General features: G+C 65.8%; 20 protein-coding genes and 1 other RNA gene. 9 read left to right on the top strand and 12 right to left on the bottom strand.

Annotated features, from left to right (window positions below; genetic code table 11):
- Positions 1–418 precede the first annotated feature (418 nt).
- Positions 419–748, top strand: a complete 330-nt coding sequence (locus ACZI8W_RS11445; protein WP_463368623.1) for a hypothetical protein — start codon at positions 419–421, stop codon at positions 746–748.
- On the opposite strand, the gene thiM is transcribed toward ACZI8W_RS11445, so the two are convergent.
- The 4 genes from thiM to ACZI8W_RS11465 all read right to left on the bottom strand — a co-directional run bounded on the left by thiM (position 732) and on the right by ACZI8W_RS11465 (position 7,626).
- Positions 732–1,592, bottom strand: coding sequence for a hydroxyethylthiazole kinase (gene thiM, locus ACZI8W_RS11450; RefSeq protein WP_463368624.1), 861 nt, complete (start codon positions 1,590–1,592; stop codon positions 732–734). The two genes, ACZI8W_RS11445 and thiM, sit on opposite strands and share 17 nt — an antisense overlap.
- A gap of 26 nt (positions 1,593–1,618) precedes the next feature.
- Positions 1,619–4,648 (bottom strand): bifunctional [glutamine synthetase] adenylyltransferase/[glutamine synthetase]-adenylyl-L-tyrosine phosphorylase, encoded by a 3,030-nt coding sequence (locus ACZI8W_RS11455; RefSeq protein ID WP_463368625.1) that lies wholly within the window; start codon positions 4,646–4,648, stop codon positions 1,619–1,621.
- A 5-nt stretch (positions 4,649–4,653) separates the two neighbouring features.
- On the bottom strand, positions 4,654–5,991 hold the full coding sequence (locus ACZI8W_RS11460; protein ID WP_463368626.1) for a glutamine synthetase family protein: 1,338 nt from the start codon (positions 5,989–5,991) through the stop codon (positions 4,654–4,656).
- Between the two features lie 84 nt (positions 5,992–6,075).
- Positions 6,076–7,626 (bottom strand): alpha/beta hydrolase, encoded by a 1,551-nt coding sequence (locus ACZI8W_RS11465; protein ID WP_463368627.1) that lies wholly within the window; start codon positions 7,624–7,626, stop codon positions 6,076–6,078.
- 153 nt (positions 7,627–7,779) lie between these two features.
- Between ACZI8W_RS11465 and panB the strand changes: the two genes are divergently transcribed.
- The 4 genes from panB to pip all read left to right on the top strand — a co-directional run bounded on the left by panB (position 7,780) and on the right by pip (position 12,922).
- Positions 7,780–8,631 carry a 3-methyl-2-oxobutanoate hydroxymethyltransferase gene (panB, locus tag ACZI8W_RS11470; protein WP_463368863.1) on the top strand — a complete coding sequence of 284 codons (852 nt, stop codon included), beginning with the start codon at positions 7,780–7,782 and terminating at the stop codon, positions 8,629–8,631.
- Positions 8,632–8,682: 51 nt separating this feature from the next.
- A complete protein-coding gene (locus ACZI8W_RS11475) occupies positions 8,683–11,409 on the top strand; it encodes a cation-transporting P-type ATPase (protein WP_463368628.1) in 2,727 nt (908 codons plus the stop codon).
- Positions 11,410–11,536: 127 nt separating this feature from the next.
- A complete protein-coding gene (locus ACZI8W_RS11480) occupies positions 11,537–11,956 on the top strand; it encodes a hypothetical protein (RefSeq protein WP_463368629.1) in 420 nt (139 codons plus the stop codon).
- Positions 11,957–11,959: 3 nt separating this feature from the next.
- Positions 11,960–12,922: a prolyl aminopeptidase gene (pip, locus tag ACZI8W_RS11485; protein WP_463368630.1), complete on the top strand. Its 963-nt coding sequence runs from the start codon at positions 11,960–11,962 to the stop codon at positions 12,920–12,922.
- A gap of 7 nt (positions 12,923–12,929) precedes the next feature.
- On the opposite strand, the gene ACZI8W_RS11490 is transcribed toward pip, so the two are convergent.
- The 3 genes from ACZI8W_RS11490 to rnpB all read right to left on the bottom strand — a co-directional run bounded on the left by ACZI8W_RS11490 (position 12,930) and on the right by rnpB (position 14,413).
- Complete coding sequence (locus ACZI8W_RS11490) at positions 12,930–13,493, bottom strand: CHAP domain-containing protein (protein ID WP_463368631.1); 564 nt, start codon at positions 13,491–13,493, stop codon at positions 12,930–12,932.
- 88 nt (positions 13,494–13,581) lie between these two features.
- The gene (locus ACZI8W_RS11495; RefSeq protein ID WP_463368632.1) at positions 13,582–13,761 is read right to left on the bottom strand and encodes a hypothetical protein; all 180 of its coding nucleotides are present in this window, start codon (positions 13,759–13,761) and stop codon (positions 13,582–13,584) included.
- A gap of 229 nt (positions 13,762–13,990) precedes the next feature.
- Positions 13,991–14,413: RNase P RNA component class A (gene rnpB, locus ACZI8W_RS11500), an RNA gene on the bottom strand.
- A gap of 55 nt (positions 14,414–14,468) precedes the next feature.
- On the opposite strand from rnpB, the gene ACZI8W_RS11505 reads away from it, so the two are divergent.
- On the top strand, positions 14,469–14,990 hold the full coding sequence (locus ACZI8W_RS11505) for a DUF1697 domain-containing protein (protein WP_463368633.1): 522 nt from the start codon (positions 14,469–14,471) through the stop codon (positions 14,988–14,990).
- On the opposite strand, the gene ACZI8W_RS11510 is transcribed toward ACZI8W_RS11505, so the two are convergent.
- The 4 genes from ACZI8W_RS11510 to ACZI8W_RS11525 form a co-directional block, all read right to left on the bottom strand.
- Entirely contained in the window at positions 14,938–15,282 is a 345-nt protein-coding gene (locus tag ACZI8W_RS11510) for a hypothetical protein (RefSeq protein ID WP_463368634.1), read from the bottom strand. The two genes, ACZI8W_RS11505 and ACZI8W_RS11510, sit on opposite strands and share 53 nt — an antisense overlap.
- A 228-nt stretch (positions 15,283–15,510) precedes the next feature.
- Positions 15,511–16,620 carry a bifunctional RNase H/acid phosphatase gene (locus ACZI8W_RS11515; RefSeq protein ID WP_463368635.1) on the bottom strand — a complete coding sequence of 370 codons (1,110 nt, stop codon included), beginning with the start codon at positions 16,618–16,620 and terminating at the stop codon, positions 15,511–15,513.
- A complete protein-coding gene (locus ACZI8W_RS11520) occupies positions 16,617–17,354 on the bottom strand; it encodes a zinc ribbon domain-containing protein (protein ID WP_463368636.1) in 738 nt (245 codons plus the stop codon). Before ACZI8W_RS11520 ends, ACZI8W_RS11515 begins: the two co-directional genes overlap by 4 nt.
- A gap of 93 nt (positions 17,355–17,447) precedes the next feature.
- Positions 17,448–18,587: a Nif3-like dinuclear metal center hexameric protein gene (locus ACZI8W_RS11525; RefSeq protein WP_463368637.1), complete on the bottom strand. Its 1,140-nt coding sequence runs from the start codon at positions 18,585–18,587 to the stop codon at positions 17,448–17,450.
- 95 nt (positions 18,588–18,682) lie between these two features.
- On the opposite strand from ACZI8W_RS11525, the gene ACZI8W_RS11530 reads away from it, so the two are divergent.
- From ACZI8W_RS11530 to ACZI8W_RS11540, 3 genes are all read left to right on the top strand, one after another.
- Positions 18,683–19,381, top strand: a complete 699-nt coding sequence (locus tag ACZI8W_RS11530) for an HAD hydrolase-like protein (protein ID WP_463368638.1) — start codon at positions 18,683–18,685, stop codon at positions 19,379–19,381.
- 147 nt (positions 19,382–19,528) lie between these two features.
- Complete coding sequence (locus tag ACZI8W_RS11535; protein ID WP_463368639.1) at positions 19,529–20,413, top strand: SURF1 family cytochrome oxidase biogenesis protein; 885 nt, start codon at positions 19,529–19,531, stop codon at positions 20,411–20,413.
- 53 nt (positions 20,414–20,466) lie between these two features.
- The gene (locus ACZI8W_RS11540) at positions 20,467–20,841 is read left to right on the top strand and encodes a DUF5655 domain-containing protein (protein WP_463368640.1); all 375 of its coding nucleotides are present in this window, start codon (positions 20,467–20,469) and stop codon (positions 20,839–20,841) included.
- Between the two features lie 170 nt (positions 20,842–21,011).
- Here ACZI8W_RS11540 and ACZI8W_RS11545 read toward each other — a convergent pair whose 3' ends face one another.
- Entirely contained in the window at positions 21,012–21,746 is a 735-nt protein-coding gene (locus tag ACZI8W_RS11545; RefSeq protein ID WP_463368641.1) for a TetR/AcrR family transcriptional regulator, read from the bottom strand.
- Positions 21,747–21,824: the final 78 nt, after the last annotated feature.

Raw genomic sequence — 21,824 nt, forward strand, 5'->3', positions numbered from 1 at the left:
AATAGTCGACATATGTGGCCGCGGCAGTCAACAACACTAATTTTAGCGGATCACATTGCGTTACTATGATGCACATCACACCTTACCGCTGCGCACCGCGATCAGCCCACCCCCGACACCCACGACCCCCGAGCCGAGCCTCCACCGCCATCGAGCTACTTGCACACACGCGTACAGTTAGTGAGATACGACACATTTTGCCGAAATCTTCGGCGAGATTGTCAGGGATGCGCGCCCGCCACGTTTCACGCCGCCGAGGAGTCGGCGCTTGGTGGCGACCGCGCATCCGGTCGGCAGGGTCGTCGCGTTGTTCGTCCGAGTCGCGGTGTCCTGTCGATCCGCCACCGGGCGCACTGAACACCGGTCACGCTCGGGGGCAGAGCACTGAATACCGACCTGTCTCCGGAAGGAGGCCGTCATGCGTACGACTTTCTCGGCCGCGGCATGTGCAGCCGCCGGCGCCCTGCTGTTGAGCCCTCTGGCAACGGGGATTGCAACAGCGCAAAATGCACCGAACACCGTGGGCATGTCACAAGAGCAAGCGTCCACAGCGTTGAACGATGCGGGTGTGCCCTGGCACGTGATCAGTCGCGCCGGCAGCTCGCTCCAGGACTGCGCGGTGACCGAACAACGAGACCTCGGCTATGACACCCACACCGAACAGGAATGGGATTCCGACAAGCGGGAGTGGAAATCGGTGGAGGTCGACGTGTGGCGCGGAGTCGGACTGATCATCGTCTGCAATTGACCTGAGAGGACTCCTCGAACACTTCGATGCGGGCGCGCTGACGCAAGGTGTCGGCGTCGACCGCGTACAGCGCATCGAGGTAGGCCACCGCAAACGAACCGGGGCCGGTCGAGTTCTGTTCGGCGATCTCGGCTGCGACAGCGACGTGCGTGTGTGCAGCGGCCAGACCGATCAGAGCAGTCGGCGCGACCGCGAGATAGGCGGCGACGAGGCCACCGAGCGAGCATCCGGTGGCAGTCACTCGAGGCAACATGGCGCTGCCACCTGCAATGCGCAGTCCGGTGACCACACCGTCACTGCCCCGGCCCACGAGGTGGTCGACCGGCCCCGATGCGGACACCGCATCGGCATACTCGAGCAGGGCGAGGGCGGCCGGGATCGCGGCCACCGTGTCGTCGCCGCTGTCAACGCCGCGAGTGCCGCCGGCCCGCCCCGCGAGCGCGATGACCTCGGAGGCGTTGCCACGGATCGCGGTGGGCCGGTAGGTAAGCAGATCGGCGGCCAGTCCGGTGCGCCAGGACAACCCGCCGACACCGACCGGATCGAGAACCCACGGGGTTCCCGCGTCGTGCGCAGCGTCTGCCGCAGCGGTGAATGCGGCGGCAGTGCCGTCGTCCGGTGTGCCGAGGTTGATCAGAACGCCACCCGCACCGCGCGCGAAGTCACCGGCCTCGTGGACATTGTCGATGTGTGCGTTGCTTGCGCCGGCCGCAAGTAGAACATTTGTCAGGAAGTTTGCAGACACGACGTTGGTCAACGATTGCACCAGTGGGTTGCGGGCGCGCAACTCATCGAGCGCGGCTGCGAGATCGTCGATCGTCGGCACAATCGGCGTGGAGGTCATGAGGATCCTTCCCTGAACGACAAGATTCAGTGCCCGTTCGTTTCCCCACCGAAAACCCGCTCGACAACACCTCGCGCACGACGCGTGACCCGCAAGTAGTTGTCGAGGAACTCCGACGCGTCGTCACTGAGTTCGCCCGCGGCACTCGCCACGGCCGTGAGCTGCCGCCCCGGCCCCGGAAGCTGATCGCTCGGCTTTCCCCGCACCAGGACGAGGGCATTTCGTGCACGCGTCGCGGTGATCCACGCGTCACGGAGCAGGTCGACGTCGGCCTCGCTGATGAGTTCGGCCGCGCCGATCGCGTCGAGCGTCTCGAGAGTCGACGTGTTCCGCAGCGACTCCGTCTCGTGCGCATGCTGGAGTTGCAGCAATTGCACCGTCCATTCGACATCGGACAATCCGCCGCGGCCCAGTTTGGTGTGAGTCGCCGGATCGGCACCGCGCGGGAGTCGTTCGGAGTCCACCCGGGCCTTGATGCGGCGGATCTCCCGCACCGCCTCCTGAGTGACCCCACCTTCGGGGTAACGCACGCGGTCGATCATATGAAGAAATCGGAGTCCGAGATCGGGGTCGCCGGCGACGGTGTGCGCACGCAGTAACGCCTGGATCTCCCAGGCCTCTGCCCACTGCGTGTAGTACGCGTCGTACGACCTGAGGGTGCGTACCAGAGCGCCGCTACGCCCCTCGGGCCGGAGGTCGAGATCGACTTCGAGCGGTGGGTCGGTGCTCGGTGCCCCCAGGAGTGTGCGAACCTGCTCAGCGACGGACACCGCCCATTTCACTGCGACGGTCTCGTCGGCGTCGGGAAGCGCTTCGCAGACGAACAGCACGTCGGCGTCCGATCCGTAGCCGAGCTCGGCGCCGCCGAGCCTGCCCATGCCTATCACCGCGATGCGGGCCGGGGCCGGACCCTTCGTCCGCTCCGATCCCCGGATCACCGCGGCCAGTGCGGCTTCCAGAACTGCCGACCATACGGACGAGAGCGCTTCACATACCTCGGGAACCGAAAGCATCCCGAGGAGGTCGGCGCTCGCGATCCGCGCGAGTTCGGCCCGGCGCAATGAGCGCGCCGCCGCGATCGCCCGCACCGGATCGTCGTAGCGGGACGACGACGTGACGATTGCCTTTCCCACCTCGGTGGGTTTCGCTTCGAGGAGGCGCGGCCCCGTGGAGGCATCGGCGTAGAGCCTGATGACATCCGGTGACTTGATGAGCAGATCGGGCACGTACGCCGACGTTCCCAGTACCTTCATCAGGCGTTCCGCAACCGACGGCTCGTCGCGCAGTACCCGCAGGAACCACACTGTGTCGTACAACGCGTCGGACAGTCGTCGATACGCGAGCAGTCCACCGTCGGGATCGACTGTCTCACCGAGAGATTCGAGAAGTTGCGGAAGCAGCAACGCCTGGATCCGCGCTTTGCGCGAGGCACCCCCGGACAGCGCGGTGAGATGTTCGAGCGCATGCTCGGGCGCGGTGTAGCCAAGCGCCGCGAGCTGCCGAACAGCAGCGTCCGGCGACAGTCGCACCGCATCCTTGTCGAGCCGGGTCACCGAATCGAGCAGCGGGCGATAGAACAACCGGGCGTGAAGCCGGCGGATGCGCCCGGAGTTGCGTTTGATCTCGGCTTGGAGGACGCCGAGCGAATCGTTCCGTCCGTCCGGCCGCATGTGCGCTGCCCGCGCGAGCCACCGCAGGTTCTCGCGGTCGTCCGGGGGTGGGAGGGTGTGGGTGCGCTTGAGTCGCTGCAGTTGCAGGCGGTGTTCGAGCAATCGGAGGAACTCGTACGACGCGCGCAGATTCGCAGCATCATCACGCCCGACGTAACCGCCGTCTGCGAGTGCGGACAGCGCCTCCACAGTGTTGGGCACGCGCAACGATTCGTCGGTACGTCCGTGCACCATCTGGAGCAACTGCACCGCGAACTCGACGTCGCGCAGGCTACCTTTTCCCAGCTTGAGTTCGCGTTCCCGCAGATCCGCGGGAACGAGATCTTCGACCCGCCGTCGCATTGCCTGTACCTCCGGTACAAACGCTTCGCGTTCCGACGCCGTCCACACCAGCGGACTCAATGCTTCGATGTAGCGGCGCCCCAGGTCGAGGTCGCCCGTCATCGGCCGGGCCTTGAGTAGCGCCTGGAACTCCCACGTCTTGGCCCACCGGTTGTAGTAGGCCACATGAGATTCGAGGGTGCGCACCAGTTCGCCGCGCTTGCCTTCGGGCCGCAGCGCGGCATCGACTTCGAAGAAAGCCGAGGTTCCGATGCGCATCATCTCGCCCGCAATACGGCTGGCCAGCGCATCGGCAGGTTCGGCAACGAAGATCACGTCGACATCACTGACGTAATTGAGTTCGCGCGCACCGCATTTGCCCATTGCGATGACCGCGATGTCTGTGGGACACGGCCCGTTCGGGACGACGGTGGCGAACGCCACGGCAAGCGCAGCGGTCAGTGCGGCGTCGGCCAGGTCAGCGAGCCTCTCCCCCACCTCGAGGTAGGGCACGACAGGTTCGTTCTCCACCGTCGCGGCGAGGTCTGCCGCGGCAATGAGCATCAGCTGATCACGGTATGTCGTGCGCAACGCCGATACGGCGTCCGGTCCGGTGATTCCGGCGCGGTGGATCAGTCTGTTGCAGCGTCCGCCGGTCTCGGGAACGGACGCAACACACTCGAGCATGCGGACGGTGAACGTGTGCCGGTCGGGCAGGTCGAGTGCGCCGGCGAGCATCCGCCAGCGGTCGGGATGTGCGACAACGTGGTCGCCGAATGCTGCAGACGCCCCGAACAGGGCCAGCAATCGGCCCCGGAGACTCTTGTCGACCCGAAGCGCAGCATCGAGGTCGGCCCACCCTTGTTCGCTGAGCGCATCAGCGAGCCTGGTCAGGTTCCGCAACGCGAGATCCGCATTGGGCGCCCGCGACAATGCCCACAGGAGTTCGACGCTCTCGGTTCCGGTCCAGCCCAGTTGCGCCAACTCGGCGGCGGCGGTGGGTTCGACGAGTCCGAGCCGGCCGGGACCGGGAATTGCAGAGCGCGCGGGCGGCGGCTTCACCATGGCGCCTACAGCCCCAGATACTGCTCGAGTTCGAACGGGGTCACCTGACTCCGGTAGTTCTCCCACTCCCGCCACTTATTGCGCAGGAAGTAGTCGAACACATGCTCTCCCAGGGTTTCGGCGACCAGTTCCGACCCTTCCATTTCACGCAACGCGATATCGAGGTCGGTGGGAAGTTCCTTGTAGCCCATCGCTCGCCGTTCGGCACCCGTCAGGGCCCACACGTCGTCCTCGGCCTCGGGCGCGAGCGTGTAGCCTTTCTCGACCCCCCGCAGACCCGCAGCCAACAGCACCGCGAACGCCAAGTACGGATTGCAGGCAGAATCCGGCGTACGGATCTCGACGCGGCGCGAGGACGCCTTGTTCGGGGTGTACATCGGCACGCGGACGAGCGCCGACCGGTTGGACGGCCCCCAGCTCGCGGCCGTGGGAGCCTCACCGCCGTGCACGATGCGCTTGTACGAGTTGACCCACTGGTTGGTCACGGCGCTGATCTCGGCGGAGTGCTCGAGGATGCCGGCGATGAACGCTTTGCCGGTCGCCGAGAGCTGCAATGGGTCGTCCGGGTCGTGGAAGGCGTTGGTCTCGCCTTCGAACAGCGACATGTGGGTGTGCATCGCCGACCCGGCGTGTTCGCGGAACGGCTTCGGCATGAACGTCGCCCGCACCCCTTCGGACATGGCGATCTCTTTGACGACGTAACGGAAGGTCATCACATTGTCGGCCATCGACAGTGCGTCGGCGTACCGCAGGTCGATCTCCTGCTGACCCGGCGCCGTCTCGTGATGACTGAACTCGACGGAAATACCCATCGACTCGAGCGCATCGATGGCATGGCGACGGAAGTGGGGTGCCGAACGATGCACGGACTGGTCGAAGTATCCGCCGTCGTCGGCCGGTACCGGAGTGACGCCGTGCGGTCCGTTCTCGATGAGAAAGAACTCGATCTCGGGATGCACGTAGCAGCTGAAGCCCAGATCACTTGCTTTGTTGAGCTGGCGACGCAGCACGTGCCGCGGGTCGGCCCAGCTCGGGGTGCCGCCCGGCATGGTGATATCGCAGAACATCCGCGCCGAGTACTGGTGGCCGCGGTCGTCGGTCCACGGCAACACCTGGAACGTCGTGGCGTCCGGGCGCGCGACCATGTCGGCCTCGGAGATGCGGGAGAAGCCCTCGATGGCCGAACCGTCGAAGCCGATGCCCTCCTCGAAGGCCCCCTCCAGTTCCGCCGGGGCGATCGCCACGGATTTGAGGGTCCCGACAACGTCGGTGAACCACAGGCGTACGAACCGAATGTCGCGCTCTTCGAGGGTGCGGAGCACGAACTCCTTCTGGCGATCCATATCGGCGAGCGTAGGCATGATCCGTTAATTCCGTGTTACATCGGCCGTTCCCATTCGTGGCGTGTCGCTCACCCCGGCGCCGGGTCAGCAGTGCGGGTCGGTCGCGGGCCGCTCGAGGTCGACGAAGTACCTGGTCACAACGTCGTCGACGCAACGGTTACCGTCCAGCACGACGGTGTGCTGGTTTCCGTCGAAGCTCACGAGGGAACCCCCGAGCTGACGCGCCAGATCCGCGCCGGCCTGATAGGGCGTGGCGGGATCACCGGTCGTCGAGACCACGAGCACCGGAGCGAGCCCCGGCACATCCGGAGTATGCGGGTCCCCGGTCGCGGGAACAGGCCAGAACGCGCACACGTCGAGGGGCGCCTCCCCGGTTCCGCGCCCGTCGTCGAGGAACGGGGCCGCCTGCCGGAAGCGCATGTCGAGTTCACCGGCGACGGCACGGTCGGTGACCGGCTGATCGTCGACGCACCGGATGGCAGTGAACGCATCATTGATGTTGCTGTAGGTGCCGTCGTCCTCCCTGCCCTCGTACAGGTCGGCCAGCCGGAGCAAGGTGTCTCCGTTGCCGTCGGCGAGGGAACTCAGCCCGCCGCGCAGCGACCCCCAGAGCGCCGACGAGTAGAGGCCCTGCTGCACGCCGGTGATCGCGTCGCGGTAGCCGAGGCCGCGCGGATCGGTGGTGCGGGCGGGGGTCGCAATCAGCGGCTCGACGAGTTGACGGAACCGTACCGACGCCTGCGCCGGATCGTTGCCCAGCGGGCAGTCGCCGCGGCCCGCACAGTCGGCAGCGAACTCGTCGAACGCCTTCTGGAACCCCCCGGCCTGCAGCACGATCTCCTCGACCGGGTCCTGCTCGGGATCGATGGCGCCGTCGAGGACCATCGCGCGCACCCGGTCCGGGAAGGTCTCCGCATAGACGGTGCCGAGTCTGGTGCCGTACGAGTATCCGAGGAAGTTGAGGGAGTCGTCGCCGAGGACACCTCGGATGACATCCATGTCGCGCACCACGTCCGCGGTGCCGACGTGGGCGAGCAGATCCTCGCCGGTGCGGTCCGCGCACAGCTGCGCGTACTCGCGGTTGCGTTTCTCGGAGGCTTCGATCCCCGCGGGGCTGCGATCACCGTCGTCGACGGCGCGATCGGCATCGGTCTCCTCGGCCGTGAGGCACCGAACCTGCGGATCGGACGACCCGATGCCGCGCGGGTCGAACCCGACGATGTCGAACTGTCCGGCCAGTTCGGTGCCTGTGGCGGCGAGCACGGTGGACAGCCCCGACGCGCCGGGTCCACCGGGGTTGACCAGGATCGATCCGATCGCATCGTTATCCGCTTCGATTCGCGACACCGCGAGTGTCACCGTCTGCCCGTCCGGGTCGTCGTAGTCGAGCGGCACCGAGATCCGACCGCATTCCGCACCGCTCCGAGCGAGAATCGGACCGTCGATGCCGTAACCGCCGCAGTCGCCCCATTCGACGCCCTGTCGGTAGAACTGCGCCAGATCCTCGGGTACCGCGACGGCGGAGGGCTCTTGCTCGTCGGTCGCGGTATCGGCGCAACCCGTCAGCACCAGCGCGCCCACGGCAGCGAGAACGACGGACAGACGAGGTGAGCGCACACGCGCGGAAACCGGCACCCGTGAATCGTGCCATGCTCGCGACGCGCCCTCGACGTGTGACCGAACCCACCACCGAGAAGGCTTAGCGACGGCCGAGCCCGGTGGCACACTGAGACTGTCATCACCCGCCCGGGGACCCTCAGAAGGGCCTCGAGGAAGAAAGAGACAATGATGTCGGAAAACGTGACGTCCGTGTACGGTGGCGGCTCCGCCTCGTCGGACACCCCCAAGCGTAAGACGCGAGTCCACCATCTGCAGGCAATGAAGGCCGAAGGCACCCGCTGGGCAGAGCTGACCGCGTACGACTACTCCACCGCCCGCATCTTCGAAGAGGCCGGGATTCCGGTCCTCCTGGTCGGCGACTCGGCCGCCAATGTCGTCTACGGCTACGACACCACGGTGCCGGTGGCCGTCGACGAACTACTCCCGCTGGTCCGCGGCGTCGTACGCGGCGCTCCGCACGCTCTCGTGATCGCCGACCTGCCCTTCGGCACCTACGAGGCATCCCCCGAGCAGGCCCTCACCACCGCCATCCGATTCATGAAGGAAGGCGGCGCACATGCCGTCAAACTCGAGGGCGGCGAGCGCATCGCACCCCAGATCGCTGCACTCACTGCTGCCGGCATCCCCGTGCAGGCCCACATCGGTTTCACTCCGCAATCCGTCAACACCCTCGGCGGGTTCCGGGTGCAGGGCCGCGGCGACGGCGCCGAGCAGCTCATCGCCGATGCCATCGCCGTCCAGGAGGCCGGAGCCTTCTCCGTCGTGATGGAGATGGTTCCCGCCGAGCTCGCCGGCCAGGTCACCCGCAAGTTGAGCATTCCCACGGTCGGCATCGGCGCCGGCAACGAATGCGACGCCCAGGTGCTCGTCTGGCAGGACATGGCCGGATACACGAGCGGGAAGACCGCGAAGTTCGTGAAGAAGTTCGGGACAGTGGGCGACGACTTGCGCAATGCGGCTGCGCAATACGCGGCCGAGGTGCACGACGGGCGTTTCCCGGGACCTGAGCACTCCTTCTGAGGTCGCTCCTCGGCCGGGCGCACCGCACCCACCGTGGGTAAAGTACGGGCAATGAGTACGCCATGGCACTCGCTCGAGTCGGGTGAGACCCTCACTCGACTCGAGGCATCCGACCGGGGACTCGATTCGGCCGAGGCCGCGCGCAGACTCGCCGTATACGGCCCCAACAGTCTCCCGACCCCCCGCGCGGATCGTTGGTGGTGGCGTCTGCTGCGCCAGTTCCACAATGTCCTGTTGTACGTGATGATGGCCGCCGCTGTCGTTACTGCGTTCCTCGAACATTGGATCGACACGGGTGTGCTCCTCGGCGCCGTGGTCATCAATGCCTTGATCGGGTTCGTTCAGGAAGGTCGAGCCGAATCGGCGCTCGACTCGATCCGATCGATGCTCGCACCGCACACCCGGGTGCACCGGGACGGCCGGATCGTCGACATCGAGGCAGCAGACCTCGTTCCCGGCGATGTGGTTCGGCTCGTCTCGGGCGACCGAGTCCCCGCCGATCTGCGGCTGATCCGCTCACGCGATCTCCGCATCGACGAGGCCGCGCTCACCGGCGAATCCCTGCCCGTCGAGAAGTCGACCTCGCCCGTCGATGAAGACAGCGAACTCGGTGACCGCCGCTCGTCCTGCTACGCCGGCACAGTCGCGGTGTTCGGCCAGGGCGACGGTGTGGTCGTCGCCACCGGCACCGACACCGAACTCGGCCGCATCAACGCGTTGCTGTCCGGCATCGACACCACCACCACCCCCCTACTCCGTCAGATCGACGGTTTCGGCCGATGGCTCGCGGCCGTGATTCTGGTCGCCGCAGCGGCTACGTACGTCTTCGGCGTGGTCGTCCGCGGCGAGACCCCGGCCGAGATGTTCACGATGGCCGTCGCACTGGCCGCCTCCGCCATCCCCGAAGGCCTCCCCGCCGTGATGACGGTGGCGCTCTCCCTCGGCGTCCAACGCATGGCACGCCGCAACGCCGTCGTGCGCAGGCTTCCGGCGGTCGAGACACTCGGCTCCGTGACGGTGATCTGCTCCGACAAGACGGGCACCCTCACCCGCAACGAGATGACCGTGCAGAAGATCGTGGGCGCGCACCGCACGATCGATGTGGGCGGGGTCGGCTACGCACCGGTGGGTGGTCTCACCACCGGTGAGGGCACCCCCATCGCCCGAGAATCCTCCGCTGCGCTGGATCTCACCATCCGAACCGGTGTGCTGTGCAACGACTCACGGGTATTCGAGACCGACGACTCGTGGGAGATCGACGGCGACCCCACCGAGGCCGCGTTGCTGGTACTCGGCAGGAAGGCCGGCCTGCACGCAGACGCTGCCACCGCCACTTGGCCACGTCTCGACGTCGTCCCGTTCGAATCCGAGCACCGTTTCATGGCCACTCTCCACCGTCACGACGACGGACGCCGCGAACGGATACTCCTCAAGGGTGCCCCCGAGAACGTCCTCGCGGTATGCACACACCAACTCGACGACGACGGCAACCGCCACACCATCGACACCGCCTATTGGGATCGCCGCGCCCGTGAGATCGCCGCCCAAGGTTTGCGGTTGCTCGCGTTGGCGTACCGCGACCGCGACGCCGATACCGGAACACTCGAATTCGAGGATGCGCTCGACGGCTTCACGGTTCTGTCGCTCGTCGGCATCATCGACCCCCCACGCGAAGAAGCCGTCGTCGCAGTACGCGAATGCCACCGCGCCGGAATCCAAGTCAAAATGATCACCGGCGACCACGCCGACACCGCCGGCGAGATCGGCGCCCAGATGGGGCTGGGCGTCGGCAAGACACCGGTGACCGGCGCGCAGGTCGAAGCACTCGATGACGAGGCCCTGCGGCGGGTCGTCGCCGAGACCGACGTGTTCGCGCGCGCCAGTCCCGAACACAAGCTGCGGCTCGTGCGCGCACTGCAGGAGAACGGTGAGGTCGTCGCCATGACCGGTGACGGCGTCAACGACGCACCCGCTCTGACCCGTGCCGACGTCGGCATCGCCATGGGTGAGGGAGGCACCGAAGCCGCCAAGGAATCGGCCGACATGGTGCTCGCGGACGACAATTTCGCCAGCATCGCAGCAGCAGTACGCGAAGGCCGCGGTATCTACGACAACATCAAGAAGTTCGTGCTGTTCATGCTGCCCACGAACGGCGGCGAAGCACTCGTGGTCGTCGCGGCCATTGCGTTCCAGCTGACCCTTCCGATGACCCCCGCGCAGGTGCTGTGGATCAACCTGGCCACCGTCAGCACTCTGGGTCTCGCCCTGGCCTTCGAACCCACAGAGAAGACCGTGATGCAGCGCGCGCCTCGTCCGCCGGGGCAGTCGCTGCTGACCCCGTTCTTCGTGTGGCGGGTGACAATGGTGTCGGTCTTGATGATGGGCGGCTCTCTCGGGTTGTTCCTGTGGGAAATGGAGTCCGGCACCTCCGTCGAAGTCGCTCGCACCGTCGCGGTCAACGCAATCGTCGTCGCCGAGATGTTCTACCTGTTCAACAGCCGCCGGATCTACGACTCCGTACTCGACCGCGAAGGTCTGTTCGGAAGCACCTACGTCCTCGGCGCCGTCGCGCTGTGTGCACTACTGCAGGTGCTCTTCACCTATGCGCCGTTCATGCAAGCAGTGTTCGGTTCGGCTGCATTGTCCCTCACCGACTGGGCCAAGGTTCTCGGTGCGGGGCTACTGGTGTTCGTGGTCGCCGAACTGGAGAAGTGGGTGGTGCGCCGCAGGCAACGCTCGCGTATGCCGGACCAGTCGCCGGTGCCGGCCCGCACGTGATCGTCCCAGCATGCCGGCAGCAACCTCGCAGGAATGGTGAATCCAGGCCAGGGCGCTCATCGGAGGTCGCGGACTCGGTGGCACACTCGACGGCGACCACGATCCCGGACCACGAGGTGCACACCCCATGACCCGATTCCGACGCGGCACTGTTGCTGCGACCGCCGCTGCAGCCATGATCGGCTTCCTCGGCGCGTGCGCCACCGGAACCACCCCGGATACGACACAGCCCGGCACCCCGGCGCCACCGGCATCGGAACCAGTCCAAGCACCCGGAGGCGTCACCGAAGCCCAGGCCGTCGACCTGTGCACACGCATGGAAGAGCAAGTGCAGGCGTGGCGCACCTACACACCATCCGTCGGGAAGGGTGGCTTGAACATCCTCGTCGGCGAATGGGGTGCGGCACACGGCATCGACCTCATCGCACTGGCCGGCGATCGGGCACGTGTCGATACCATCACCTCGGCGCACTGCACCTCGGTACGCGACGAGACGTTGACTGCCCTGCAGATTTCCGATCTCGCATCGGCCCTTGTCGGGTTCTAGCCGATGCCCGACCGTCGCAAGCCGTATCCCCCGATCGAACCACACGACCACGGCTTCCTCTCCGTCGGTGACGATCAGCAGATATATTGGGAGGTCAGCGGGAATCCGGACGGAAAGCCTGTCGTGTTCCTCCACGGGGGGCCGGGCGGCGGAACGTCACCGCAACAGCGCCGCTTCTTCGATCCTGCGGCGTATCGGATCGTGATGTTCGACCAGCGCGGGTGCGGCCGGTCACGACCCCACGTCGCCGAAGGAGCCGACCTGTCGGTCAACACGACCGACCACCTCCTGTCCGACATCGAGCAACTGCGCACCTTCCTGAACATCGAACGATGGATGGTGTTCGGCGGATCGTGGGGATCGACATTGGCACTGGCCTACGCGCAACGTCATCGCGACCGTGTCACCGAGTTGGTGTTGCGCGGCATCTTCCTGCTGCGACGCCGTGAGATCGACTGGTACTACAACGGTGGTGCCGGTGCGGTGTTCCCGGACCTGTGGGAAGGATTCCGCGCACCGCTCGCGGGCGCCGACCCCGACGAACATCCGGTCGACTCCTATCATCGTCTGCTGCACTCCCCCGACCAGGACGCCGCGTTGCGTGCGGCCATCGCATGGTCGACCTGGGAGGGCGGAACGAGTTCGCTGCTCCCGCAGCCCGACCACGTCGCCGACACCGCCGAGCCCCGGTTCGCGCTCGCCTTCGCGCGAATCGAGAACCACTACTTCTATCATCGCGGCTTCCTCGACGAAGGGCAGCTGCTGCGCGATGCACGTCTCCTGCACGGCATCCCGGGAGTGATCGTGCAGGGTCGCTACGACGTGGTGTGCCCCGCGACAAGCGCGTGGGACCTCCATCGCGCCTGGCCCGGCTCGGAACTGCACATCGTCGAGGACGCCGGCCACTCCGCGCACGAGCCCGGCATCACCCATCACCTGGTGGAAGCGACCGACCAGTTCCGATAGCACCATTTCACTGCGGGAGCCGGCCGAATCCCACCACCGCCGAGTCGTCCGACCACTCGAGTGTATGGACACGGATGCGACCGAACTCGTTGCCACCCACGGTGATCGCCTCATCGCCATCGACCGCGACGACGATGTTGGTGTGTTGCCCGAAACCCGCGGTGTTCTCGTACAGGACGACATCGCCCACCTCGGGCCGGTAGCCGGAATCCACCGATTCGAAGCGGTCGTGCTGTTCGTAGTATTCCTGCAATGTGTACACGCCGGGTATCCGCCAATGCCCCGAGTGCGGATTCGACAGTGGCATATCGGCTTCCCGCATGATCCAGCTGACGAAGTCGGCGCACCATTGTTCTTCGACACCCTCCGAGTAGAAGGTCCCGGGTCGCTGCGTCCGGTGTTCATCTTCGAGCAGCTGCACGACCGCCGATTGCTCCGCCGACAATGCCGCAGTATCGACGGCGGGGAACGATGCGGTGTCCCATGGCAGGTATCTACTCGGTGCCCACCACCACGCGACGGAGACGACGACCAAAGCGAGGGCGACGAAGGCGCCAGCGACCACAGTCATCGCGCGCCTGCTCACGACCCGTACCCCTGGCGGGCGACGGCTGACACCACTGCTGTCGTCCTGCCCAATCCTCCTGCACGCCGCGGTGTCAGTTGTTCCACTCCTCGTCGGCCTTGTCGGCCGCTTTCGTTCGCTCGGCAGCAATCTGCAGAGCACGCTCAGCGGTGTCCTTGTCGGGATACGGCCCCATGCGGTTGAGGGCACTGGGATCCTTACCCTGACTCACCCTGCCTGTGCTCACGTCGTAGTACCAGCCCTCGTCGCTCATGGTTCAAGTGTGCCCGAACAAGGTCGACTTTTTGCCGCTACACGCGAGCGGTGTGGCTGGTACCGTCGGCCCGGCACCACAGACCGTCATCAATGAGGAGCCGTATACATGTCGTACATTCTCTTCGACGCCCTTCTTCCGTACATCGGGCCGGAAGCCGCCTCGCACTGGGCCCATCTGCTGGTCGTCGGCCCTCTCTAACCGATCGAGTACCGCACTCGGGACAGAGCGGACGAGCCGGCCTGTAAGCCGGATCCTGTCCCCCGCGGAGGCGGGGTGACGACCATCCATCTGGACACACCGTTGCCGGGTGCCTCGAGCGGTCCACCCGCAGGCTCGGGCGAGCAGCCCTCGAACACCTGCGCAGCCGTACCGGTTCCCGAAAAGGAACCGGTACGGCCTTCGACCTTGCTCCGGGCGGGGTTTACCTAGCCACCCCGGTCACCCGGGATGCTGGTGCGCTCTTACCGCACCGTTTCACCCTCACCTGCCCCCGAAGGGCAGGCGGCCTGTTCTCTGTGGCACTGTCCCGCGAGTCACCTCGGGTTGCCGTTAGCAACCGCCCTGCTCTGTGGAGTCCGGACTTTCCTCGATTCAAGGCCTGACACCATCCGGTGCCGGTTCCCTGCTCCGCGGTCGCCCGGCCGACTCATCCGCTCGAACAGCCTAACCTCCGAATGTCACCGACGCGAACTACGATCTGCGGCATGACCCGATATGTGGCCCTGCTGCGCGGAATCAATGTCGGGGGCGTCAGAATCAAAATGGCCGATCTCGTCGCTGTGTTCACCGACCTCGGTCTCGGCAACGTCCGGACGGTTCTCGCCTCGGGGAATGTCTTGTTCGACGCAGGTGACACAGCTGCAGATCTGAAAGCTCGGATCGAGCGCGCACTCTCCGACACATTCGGGTACGACGCGTACGTGTTCGTCCATCCACAGTCGTATCTGTCGGCTGTTGCTGATGCGTACCCGTTCGACGAAGGCGTCGACGGTCGACACTCCTATGCGGTGTTCGTCGCCGATGAGTCGATACTCGGCGAATTGGCCGACCTCAGCGACACGCTCGATCCGGTGGTCGAACGGATCGCGGCCGGTGACGGCGTCGTCTACTGGGAAGTCGAGAAGGGCGACACGATCGGCAGCGCGTTCGGCAGGAAGATCAGTTCACCTCGATTCAAGCCGGTGACCACCAACCGAAATCTGCGGACGGTGCGCAAACTGCTGTGAATACCGCGCGCCCCACGGCTGCTGTGTGCTCACGACGACGCGCGTCGTGGGAACGACGACGGGCCGCTGCCCCCATCACCACGACCACGACCACGACCACGACCATGAGCGCAGCGACCCCAGGTTCTTCCTGGGCGAACCCGACCAGCCACAGCACCCCGAGGGTGGTGAGAATCGGATGACGCCTCCACCAGGGTCGCCGATCCACGACGAAGTCGGTGGCGGGAGCCACAGCGAACGGCACCGGAGCAGAAGGACGCGGTACGTGCGCATGAACCCGATAGCCGTTCATCGCTGGTCCTCCTGCTCGTGTGATGAAGCCATTTTGCAGGACGCGCCGACTCAGTGCCATAGCGACAGCGTCACACGCGGGCCCGAGAATGTATCGAGAAAAGTTTTCGGAATCCGTGTAACGCTCCGAGCGCACGCCCGATAAACCTGGTGAGTGGTCGCGCAGACACACCCCCGACATGTCTGCGCGACCACTTTTCGTGTAGTGATCGGTCCACGGTCGGTCTGTTCACAGGTACGACGTGTCGTTGACCAGGCGCACAGACGACCCCCCGTCCGGATAGAACTCGGCGATGCTCAACGACGCCAGATCCAGATGCAGGCGGTACAGCAACGACGGACCTGAATCCAATGCGAACTGCAGGAACGTCTTGATCGGAGTCACGTGGGAGACCACGAGCACATTCGAGCCCGGATACTCGGTCGTCAGGTCGTCCCGAACACCCGCGATACGCGAGCGCACGTCGTCGAAGCTCTCGCCACCGGGCGGGCGCACCGACGTGTCGCCGAGCCACCTCTTGTGCAGATCGACGTCGCGCTCGGCGGCTTCCTGAAATGTCAGGCCCTCCCACTCGCCGAAATCCGTCTCGATCAGACCGTCGTGGACTGTCACCGGAAGGTTCAACGCATCAGCCGCCGCGGAGGCGGTCTCTCGCGCCCGTCCGAGCGGCGAAGACACCACCGCGGACACCCCACCGCGCCCCGTGAGCATCCCCGAGGCCGCGGATGCCTGGTCGCGGCCCAGTTCGGTCAGCTCAGGGTTCCCGCGCCCCGAGTAGCGGCGTTCGACCGACAGCGCGGTCTGGCCGTGTCGCAGGAGCAGCAGCCGTGTGGGTGTGCCGGTCGCACCGGTCCATCCGGGTGCCTTCAGAGACCCTGTCATCGGGGGTTCCGCCTTCGAGGACCCCGACTTCTGTGGTGCTGAGACCTGGTTCGCGGCGGCGTCCATCGCTTCATTCGCGAGTCGGTCGGCGTATCCGTTCTCCGCGCGCGGCACCCACATGTAGTGCACGCGCGAGAACTTCGACGCCAGCTCCCGAGCCTGCGCGGCGAGCGGAATCATGTCGGGGTGCTTGACCTTCCAGCGCCCCGACATCTGCTCGACGACAAGCTTCGAATCCATCCGTACGTCGACCTCGTCGGCACCCAGCTCGGTCGCGGCGGTCAGTCCTGCGATCAAGCCCCGGTATTCGGCCACATTGTTGGTGGCACGGCCGATGCTCGCCTGACGTTCGGCGAGTACCGCTCGGCGATCGGAGTCGAATACCACCGCACCGTAGCCGGCAGGCCCCGGATTCCCGCGAGAACCACCGTCGGCCTCGACAACGACCCGAATCACAGACCCGATTCCTTGGTACGAACCATGATCGCGTTGCATTCCGGACAGTGGACCACCACGTCGGCCGGTGCGGCGGTGATGCGGGCGATCTCACCTCGGTCCAGTTCGATGCGGCACGCGCCGCAACGACGGGCCTGCAGCAGGGCTGCACCGATGCCCGACCGCTCACGCTGCTTCTCGTAGACTGCCACCAGCTCGGCAGGCAACGCCGCAACCAGGGTTTCGCGGTCACCGCGGCAGCGGGCTTCTGCAACCTCGATGTCGGCGAGAGCCTCATCCCTGGCGCGGGTTGCGTCGCCGAGCTGCTCGTCGACCTGCGACACCTGCGCACCGGCGTGATCATGGTCGGCCTTCGATGCCTCCCGCCGCTCCATGACCTCGAGCTGGTCGTCCTCGAGCGCATTCTGGCGACGTTCGAGACTGCCCAGCTCGTGCTGCAGCTCGGTCAGCTGCTTGGAACCGATGGTGCCGCCCTCGAGCAGAGCACGGTCGCGCTGCGCGCGCTGGCGCACCGCCTCGATCTCACCCTCGATCTTGCGGATGTCACGGTCGAGGTCGTCGAGCACGATCTCGACGGCAACGGCCGCGTCCTTCCGGGACGCCCGCTCGGTCTGGAGTCGGTCCACCTCCTGCTGTTCCGGGAGGGTGCGGCGACGGTGCGCGAGACGGTTGAGCTCGTTGTCCACCGAGGCGATGGAAAGGAGTTTTGCCTGCACTGCGGGTTCGACGTTCACTCGGGTGGTTCCTGCTTTCGGGTTCTCGGCTCGGGGGAATGGCGGCGACTGGCCCTGGTCGCGGCCGGACCGCGACGACGGCCTCGTAACTGATTACCGTACCGCGCGGGCCGCTGTCGTCCAGGGATCGGTGCGCAGGTCAGTAACGCGGGACTGCCACCCGTCGCGATCGCCGAACGCGTCGTCGAGAATCGCGCTCGCCTGCGCGCACCACGGTTGTTCGCTGGCCCAGTGTGCGACGTCGACGAGCGCCGGTCCACCGGCTCGCAGATGTTCGTCGGCGGGGTGATGCCTCAGATCGGCCGTCACGTATGCGTCGACCCCCAGCGCGGAGACCTTTCCGAGGAACGAGTCGCCTGATCCGCCGCACACCGCCACTGTCCGGATCGGACGTTCGGGGTTGCCAGCGCCGCGCACACCCCACTCCGTCGGCGGTAACGCCGCCGCGACCGTCTCGGTGAACTCGCGGAACGTCTGTGCGTGTGGCAATTCCCCCACACGACCGAGACCACGGTTGCTCGGCAGCTCGGCGAGCTCGAACACATCGAACGCCGGCACCTCGTAGGGATGAGCACCGCGCAGCGCGGCGAGCACCGCAGTTCGGGCTCGCCGCGGGGCGATCACCTCGATGCGGTCCTCGACGACCTGCTCGAGTTCCCCGACCGCACCGATGGTCGGGTCGGCGCCGTCGACAGGGCGGAACTGCCCTGTCCCCGATGCCGTCCAGCAGCAGTCCCGGTAGTTGCCCAGAGCACCTGCTCCGGCCTCGAACAACGCGGCACGTACGGTGCCGGATGCCTCGGCCGGCACCATCACCACCCACTTGTCGGCAGCCTGTTCCGGCTTCGGATCGATCGGTCGCAACTCTGTCAGGCCCAGAGCCTGCGCCAACGCGTCGGATACGCCGGGATCAGCACGGTCGGCGTTGGTGTGCGCAGTGAACAGGGCACATCCGCCCCGGATCAGGCGGTGGATGAGCGCGCCCTTGGGGGTGTGCGTGCCGACGCTATCGACGCCCCGGAGCAACAATGGGTGGTGCACGAGCAGCAAATCGGCGCCCCAGTCGAGGGCTTGGTCGACGACGGCGGCTGTAGCATCGACAGCGAGCAGCACCTTGCGGACCGGATCACCGGGATCACCCGCAACCAGACCCACCGAATCCCACGACTCCGCCAACGCAGGCGGATACGCCGTGTCGAGTACCTCGATCACCTCACGAAGCGTTGCTGCCACGAAATTCTCCTGCTCTCGGTCGCACGACTCGCCGTTCTGCTGTTCGCCGACGACCCTACGCTGCAGTTCTTCGAGAACCGGGGACAATGGGCGGGGTGACTCTCCTCGCCGAAACGCATCCCCTGATGCTGCCTGCCCCGGTCGTGCTGTTCGACCTCGACGGCACCCTGACCGATTCCGCGACCGGTGTGATCAACGGCTTCCGCCATGCGGCTTCGACCGTCGGTTTCACCGTTCCCGACGGGAACCTGGAGTGGCTGCTCGGACCTCCGATGCGGGATACATTGCGTTCGCTCGGCCTCGGCGACGACGAGATCGAGCTGGGATTGGCGGCATATCGCGAGTACTACACGGACACAGGCTGGCGTGAGAACGCCCTGTTCGACGGCGTCGCCGCCATGCTCGCAGCAGTCCGTCGCACCGTCGGCTGCCTTGCGGTGGCGACCTCGAAGAACGAGTCCGCTGCCGTGCGGATTCTCGAACATTTCGGGGTCGCGGATCACTTCGAGTTCATCGGCGGGGCAAGCGAGGACGGGGAACGGCGCACGAAGGCCGACGTGGTCGCGCACAGTCTCGCGGCACTCGGTATCGACGCCGTCGACGCAGCACGGGGTGGCACCCCGGATGTGGTGATGGTCGGTGATCGAGAGCACGATATCCACGGCGCCGGCCGGTTCGGGATTCCCACGGTGTTCGTCGAGTGGGGATACGGCACGGAATCCGAGGGAACTGTTGCGGCAAAGACCGTCGCCACTGTCGCCGACCTCCAGCACCTCCTGACCGGCACGCAGTGACATGTCCGGAGACAGCGACATCTCCGGCAACGATCGTCTGTCCGGCTGCATTCGAGCAGGTACGGGAGCAGATCGAGGCATGCGCGCCCGGCCTGCTCGACCGGGTGCGACAGCAGTGAGATACACATCACGGTCTACCGTGGACATGTGCGCCGACTGTCATTTCTGCTCCGCCCGAGCTGGCTTGTCCTCGCTCTGGTAGTGGTTGGTTTCGCCTACGCATGTTTCACGGTGCTTGCACCCTGGCAACTCGGTAAGAACACCAGCACCGGTGAGCGCAACGACCGCATCGCGGAGTCGGTGTCGCAGGCCCCGGTGCCCGTGGGCGAGTTGTTCGGCGACGCCGGCGCGACCGTCGAAACCGAATGGCGACGAGTTGTCGCAGAAGGCAGTTTCGTCCCGGATTCGGATGTCCTGGTGCGTCTGCGGAGCAGCGAGTCCAAACCCGCTTACGAGGTCCTCACCCCGTTCGTGCTCGATGACGGGAGCACCGTCCTCGTCGACCGCGGTTACGTGCGCCCGGTCGAAGGCACCGCGGTGCCCGAGATTCCCGCAGCACCGACCGGGCCGGTGACTCTCGATGCTCGAATCCGCATGTCGGAGGGCACAGTCGAAGGTAAGGATCCGTTCACCGACGCCGGCTATCTACAGGTCTACTTCATCGATTCCGGTCAGATCGCCGAAGCATCGGGGCTCGAGCTTGTCAACGGATACCTTCAACTCGACCCGGAGCAGCCCGGGGTCCTCGAGGCGAAAGCACTGCCTCAACTCGACAGCGGCCCTTACCTGTCCTACGGGTTGCAGTGGCTCGCCTTCGGCATCATGGCACCTCTCGGACTCGGGTATTTCGTCTGGGCAGAGATTCGGGAACGTCGCAAAGGGAAGGCGCGTGACAACGACGAAGTCGCCCCGGCCGAGCCGGAACCTCGGTCGGGCGAGGGGACAATCGTTCGTTCGGGTTCGGTGCGCTCCACCTCAGCATCTCGTACCACCAGCAACAAGCTGGCCGACCGCTACGGCGGGCACCGGTGACCACGTACTGTCACACGGCACTGCCCGGTGCTTCACCACACGAGGAGTTCCCGATGTACTCGACCGTCGACGACTACCTGGCAGACAAGGACCCCGCGGCCGTCGACGCTTTCCGTCGGTTCCGCACCCGGGTCCTCGCGCTGGGTGACGACGTCGAGGAGACGGTGCATACCTCGGAGGTCTCCTGGGGTCGGATGTCCGCGCCGAAGCCGAGGGTGTTCGCAGCAGCATTCCTGTACGCCACGCGCCTCGAAGTGGCTCTCGATCTCTCGCGGCGTGTCCATCATCCGACGTTGCGTGAGGCATACCCCACCACCGGCCGCATCACCACCCACCGCCTCAGCCTCTCGTCGGCGGAAGATGTGGACGACAGCTTCTGCGCACTGCTGTCAGAGGCATATGACACCGCCTCTGTCAGAGGCATATGACACCGCCTCTGTCAGAGGCATATGACACCGCCTCTGTCAGAGGCATATGACACCGCCTCTGTCAGAGGCATATGACACCGCCTCGACGACACGCAGGGCCTCGCTGACACGCACTCGACTACCTCGAGATGGATCCGAGGGTCCCGCGGGCCCGGCAATACCTCCCCCTCTTATGAGCGTGACAGCCGCGCCTCGAGTCCGTCGAGTATCAATGCGAGCCCGAAGTCGAAGTTCTCCTCCCAGGTGGAGTCGAACGTGTCCTCGGACAACTCCGCCATTGCCGGGAATCGTCCCGAGGTCATCACTCGAGTCAAAGTGGGCACCTGGTAGGTCCAGAACTCCTCATCCGACAGTCCCGACTCCGACGAGGCGTTGAGCCACAGAAGTTCCTGTCGCACGGTGCCCGTGACGTAGGAGTCGATCACCGTGGCAAGATTCATCTTCTCTTGGTCGCTGAAGGGCAGGTTCTTCACCCCGGTCAAGAACAGGTTGAGGTCGGCCACGCTGTTGGGTCCCAATACGGGCCGGCTCCAGTTCGCCTGCAGAGCCCAAGCGTGGGTGATGTAGAGCTGGCGTGCCTCGTGAGCGGTAACGGTCAAGAACTCCCGCCACCCCCGCTCGGCAGCGGTCCTTCTCGCCTGAGTGGGGCCGACCACGGCATCGAGCATCAGGTCAAGCAGTTCCGCCTTCGAGGGCACGTAGCGATACAGCGACATAGTGCCCACATCGAGCGTCTGTGCCAGCTTGCGCATCGACAGCGCTTCGATGCCCTCGGCGTCCGCGAGTTCGATGCCGGCGCTGACGATCTGCGCCAGTGTGAGCTTGGACTTGGGCCCCTTCGCTCGCTCGGGAAGGCCTTCCCACAACAATTGAAGGCTCCTCGCCAGCGGATTCCGATCGCTCACGAATACTCCTCGCACAAAAATCCCTTGCCTACTGCGCACACCGTACGCTACGGTTCTGCGTGCAGCGTACAGCGTACC

The sequence above is a fragment of the Rhodococcus ruitaii genome (genome assembly GCF_055230935.1).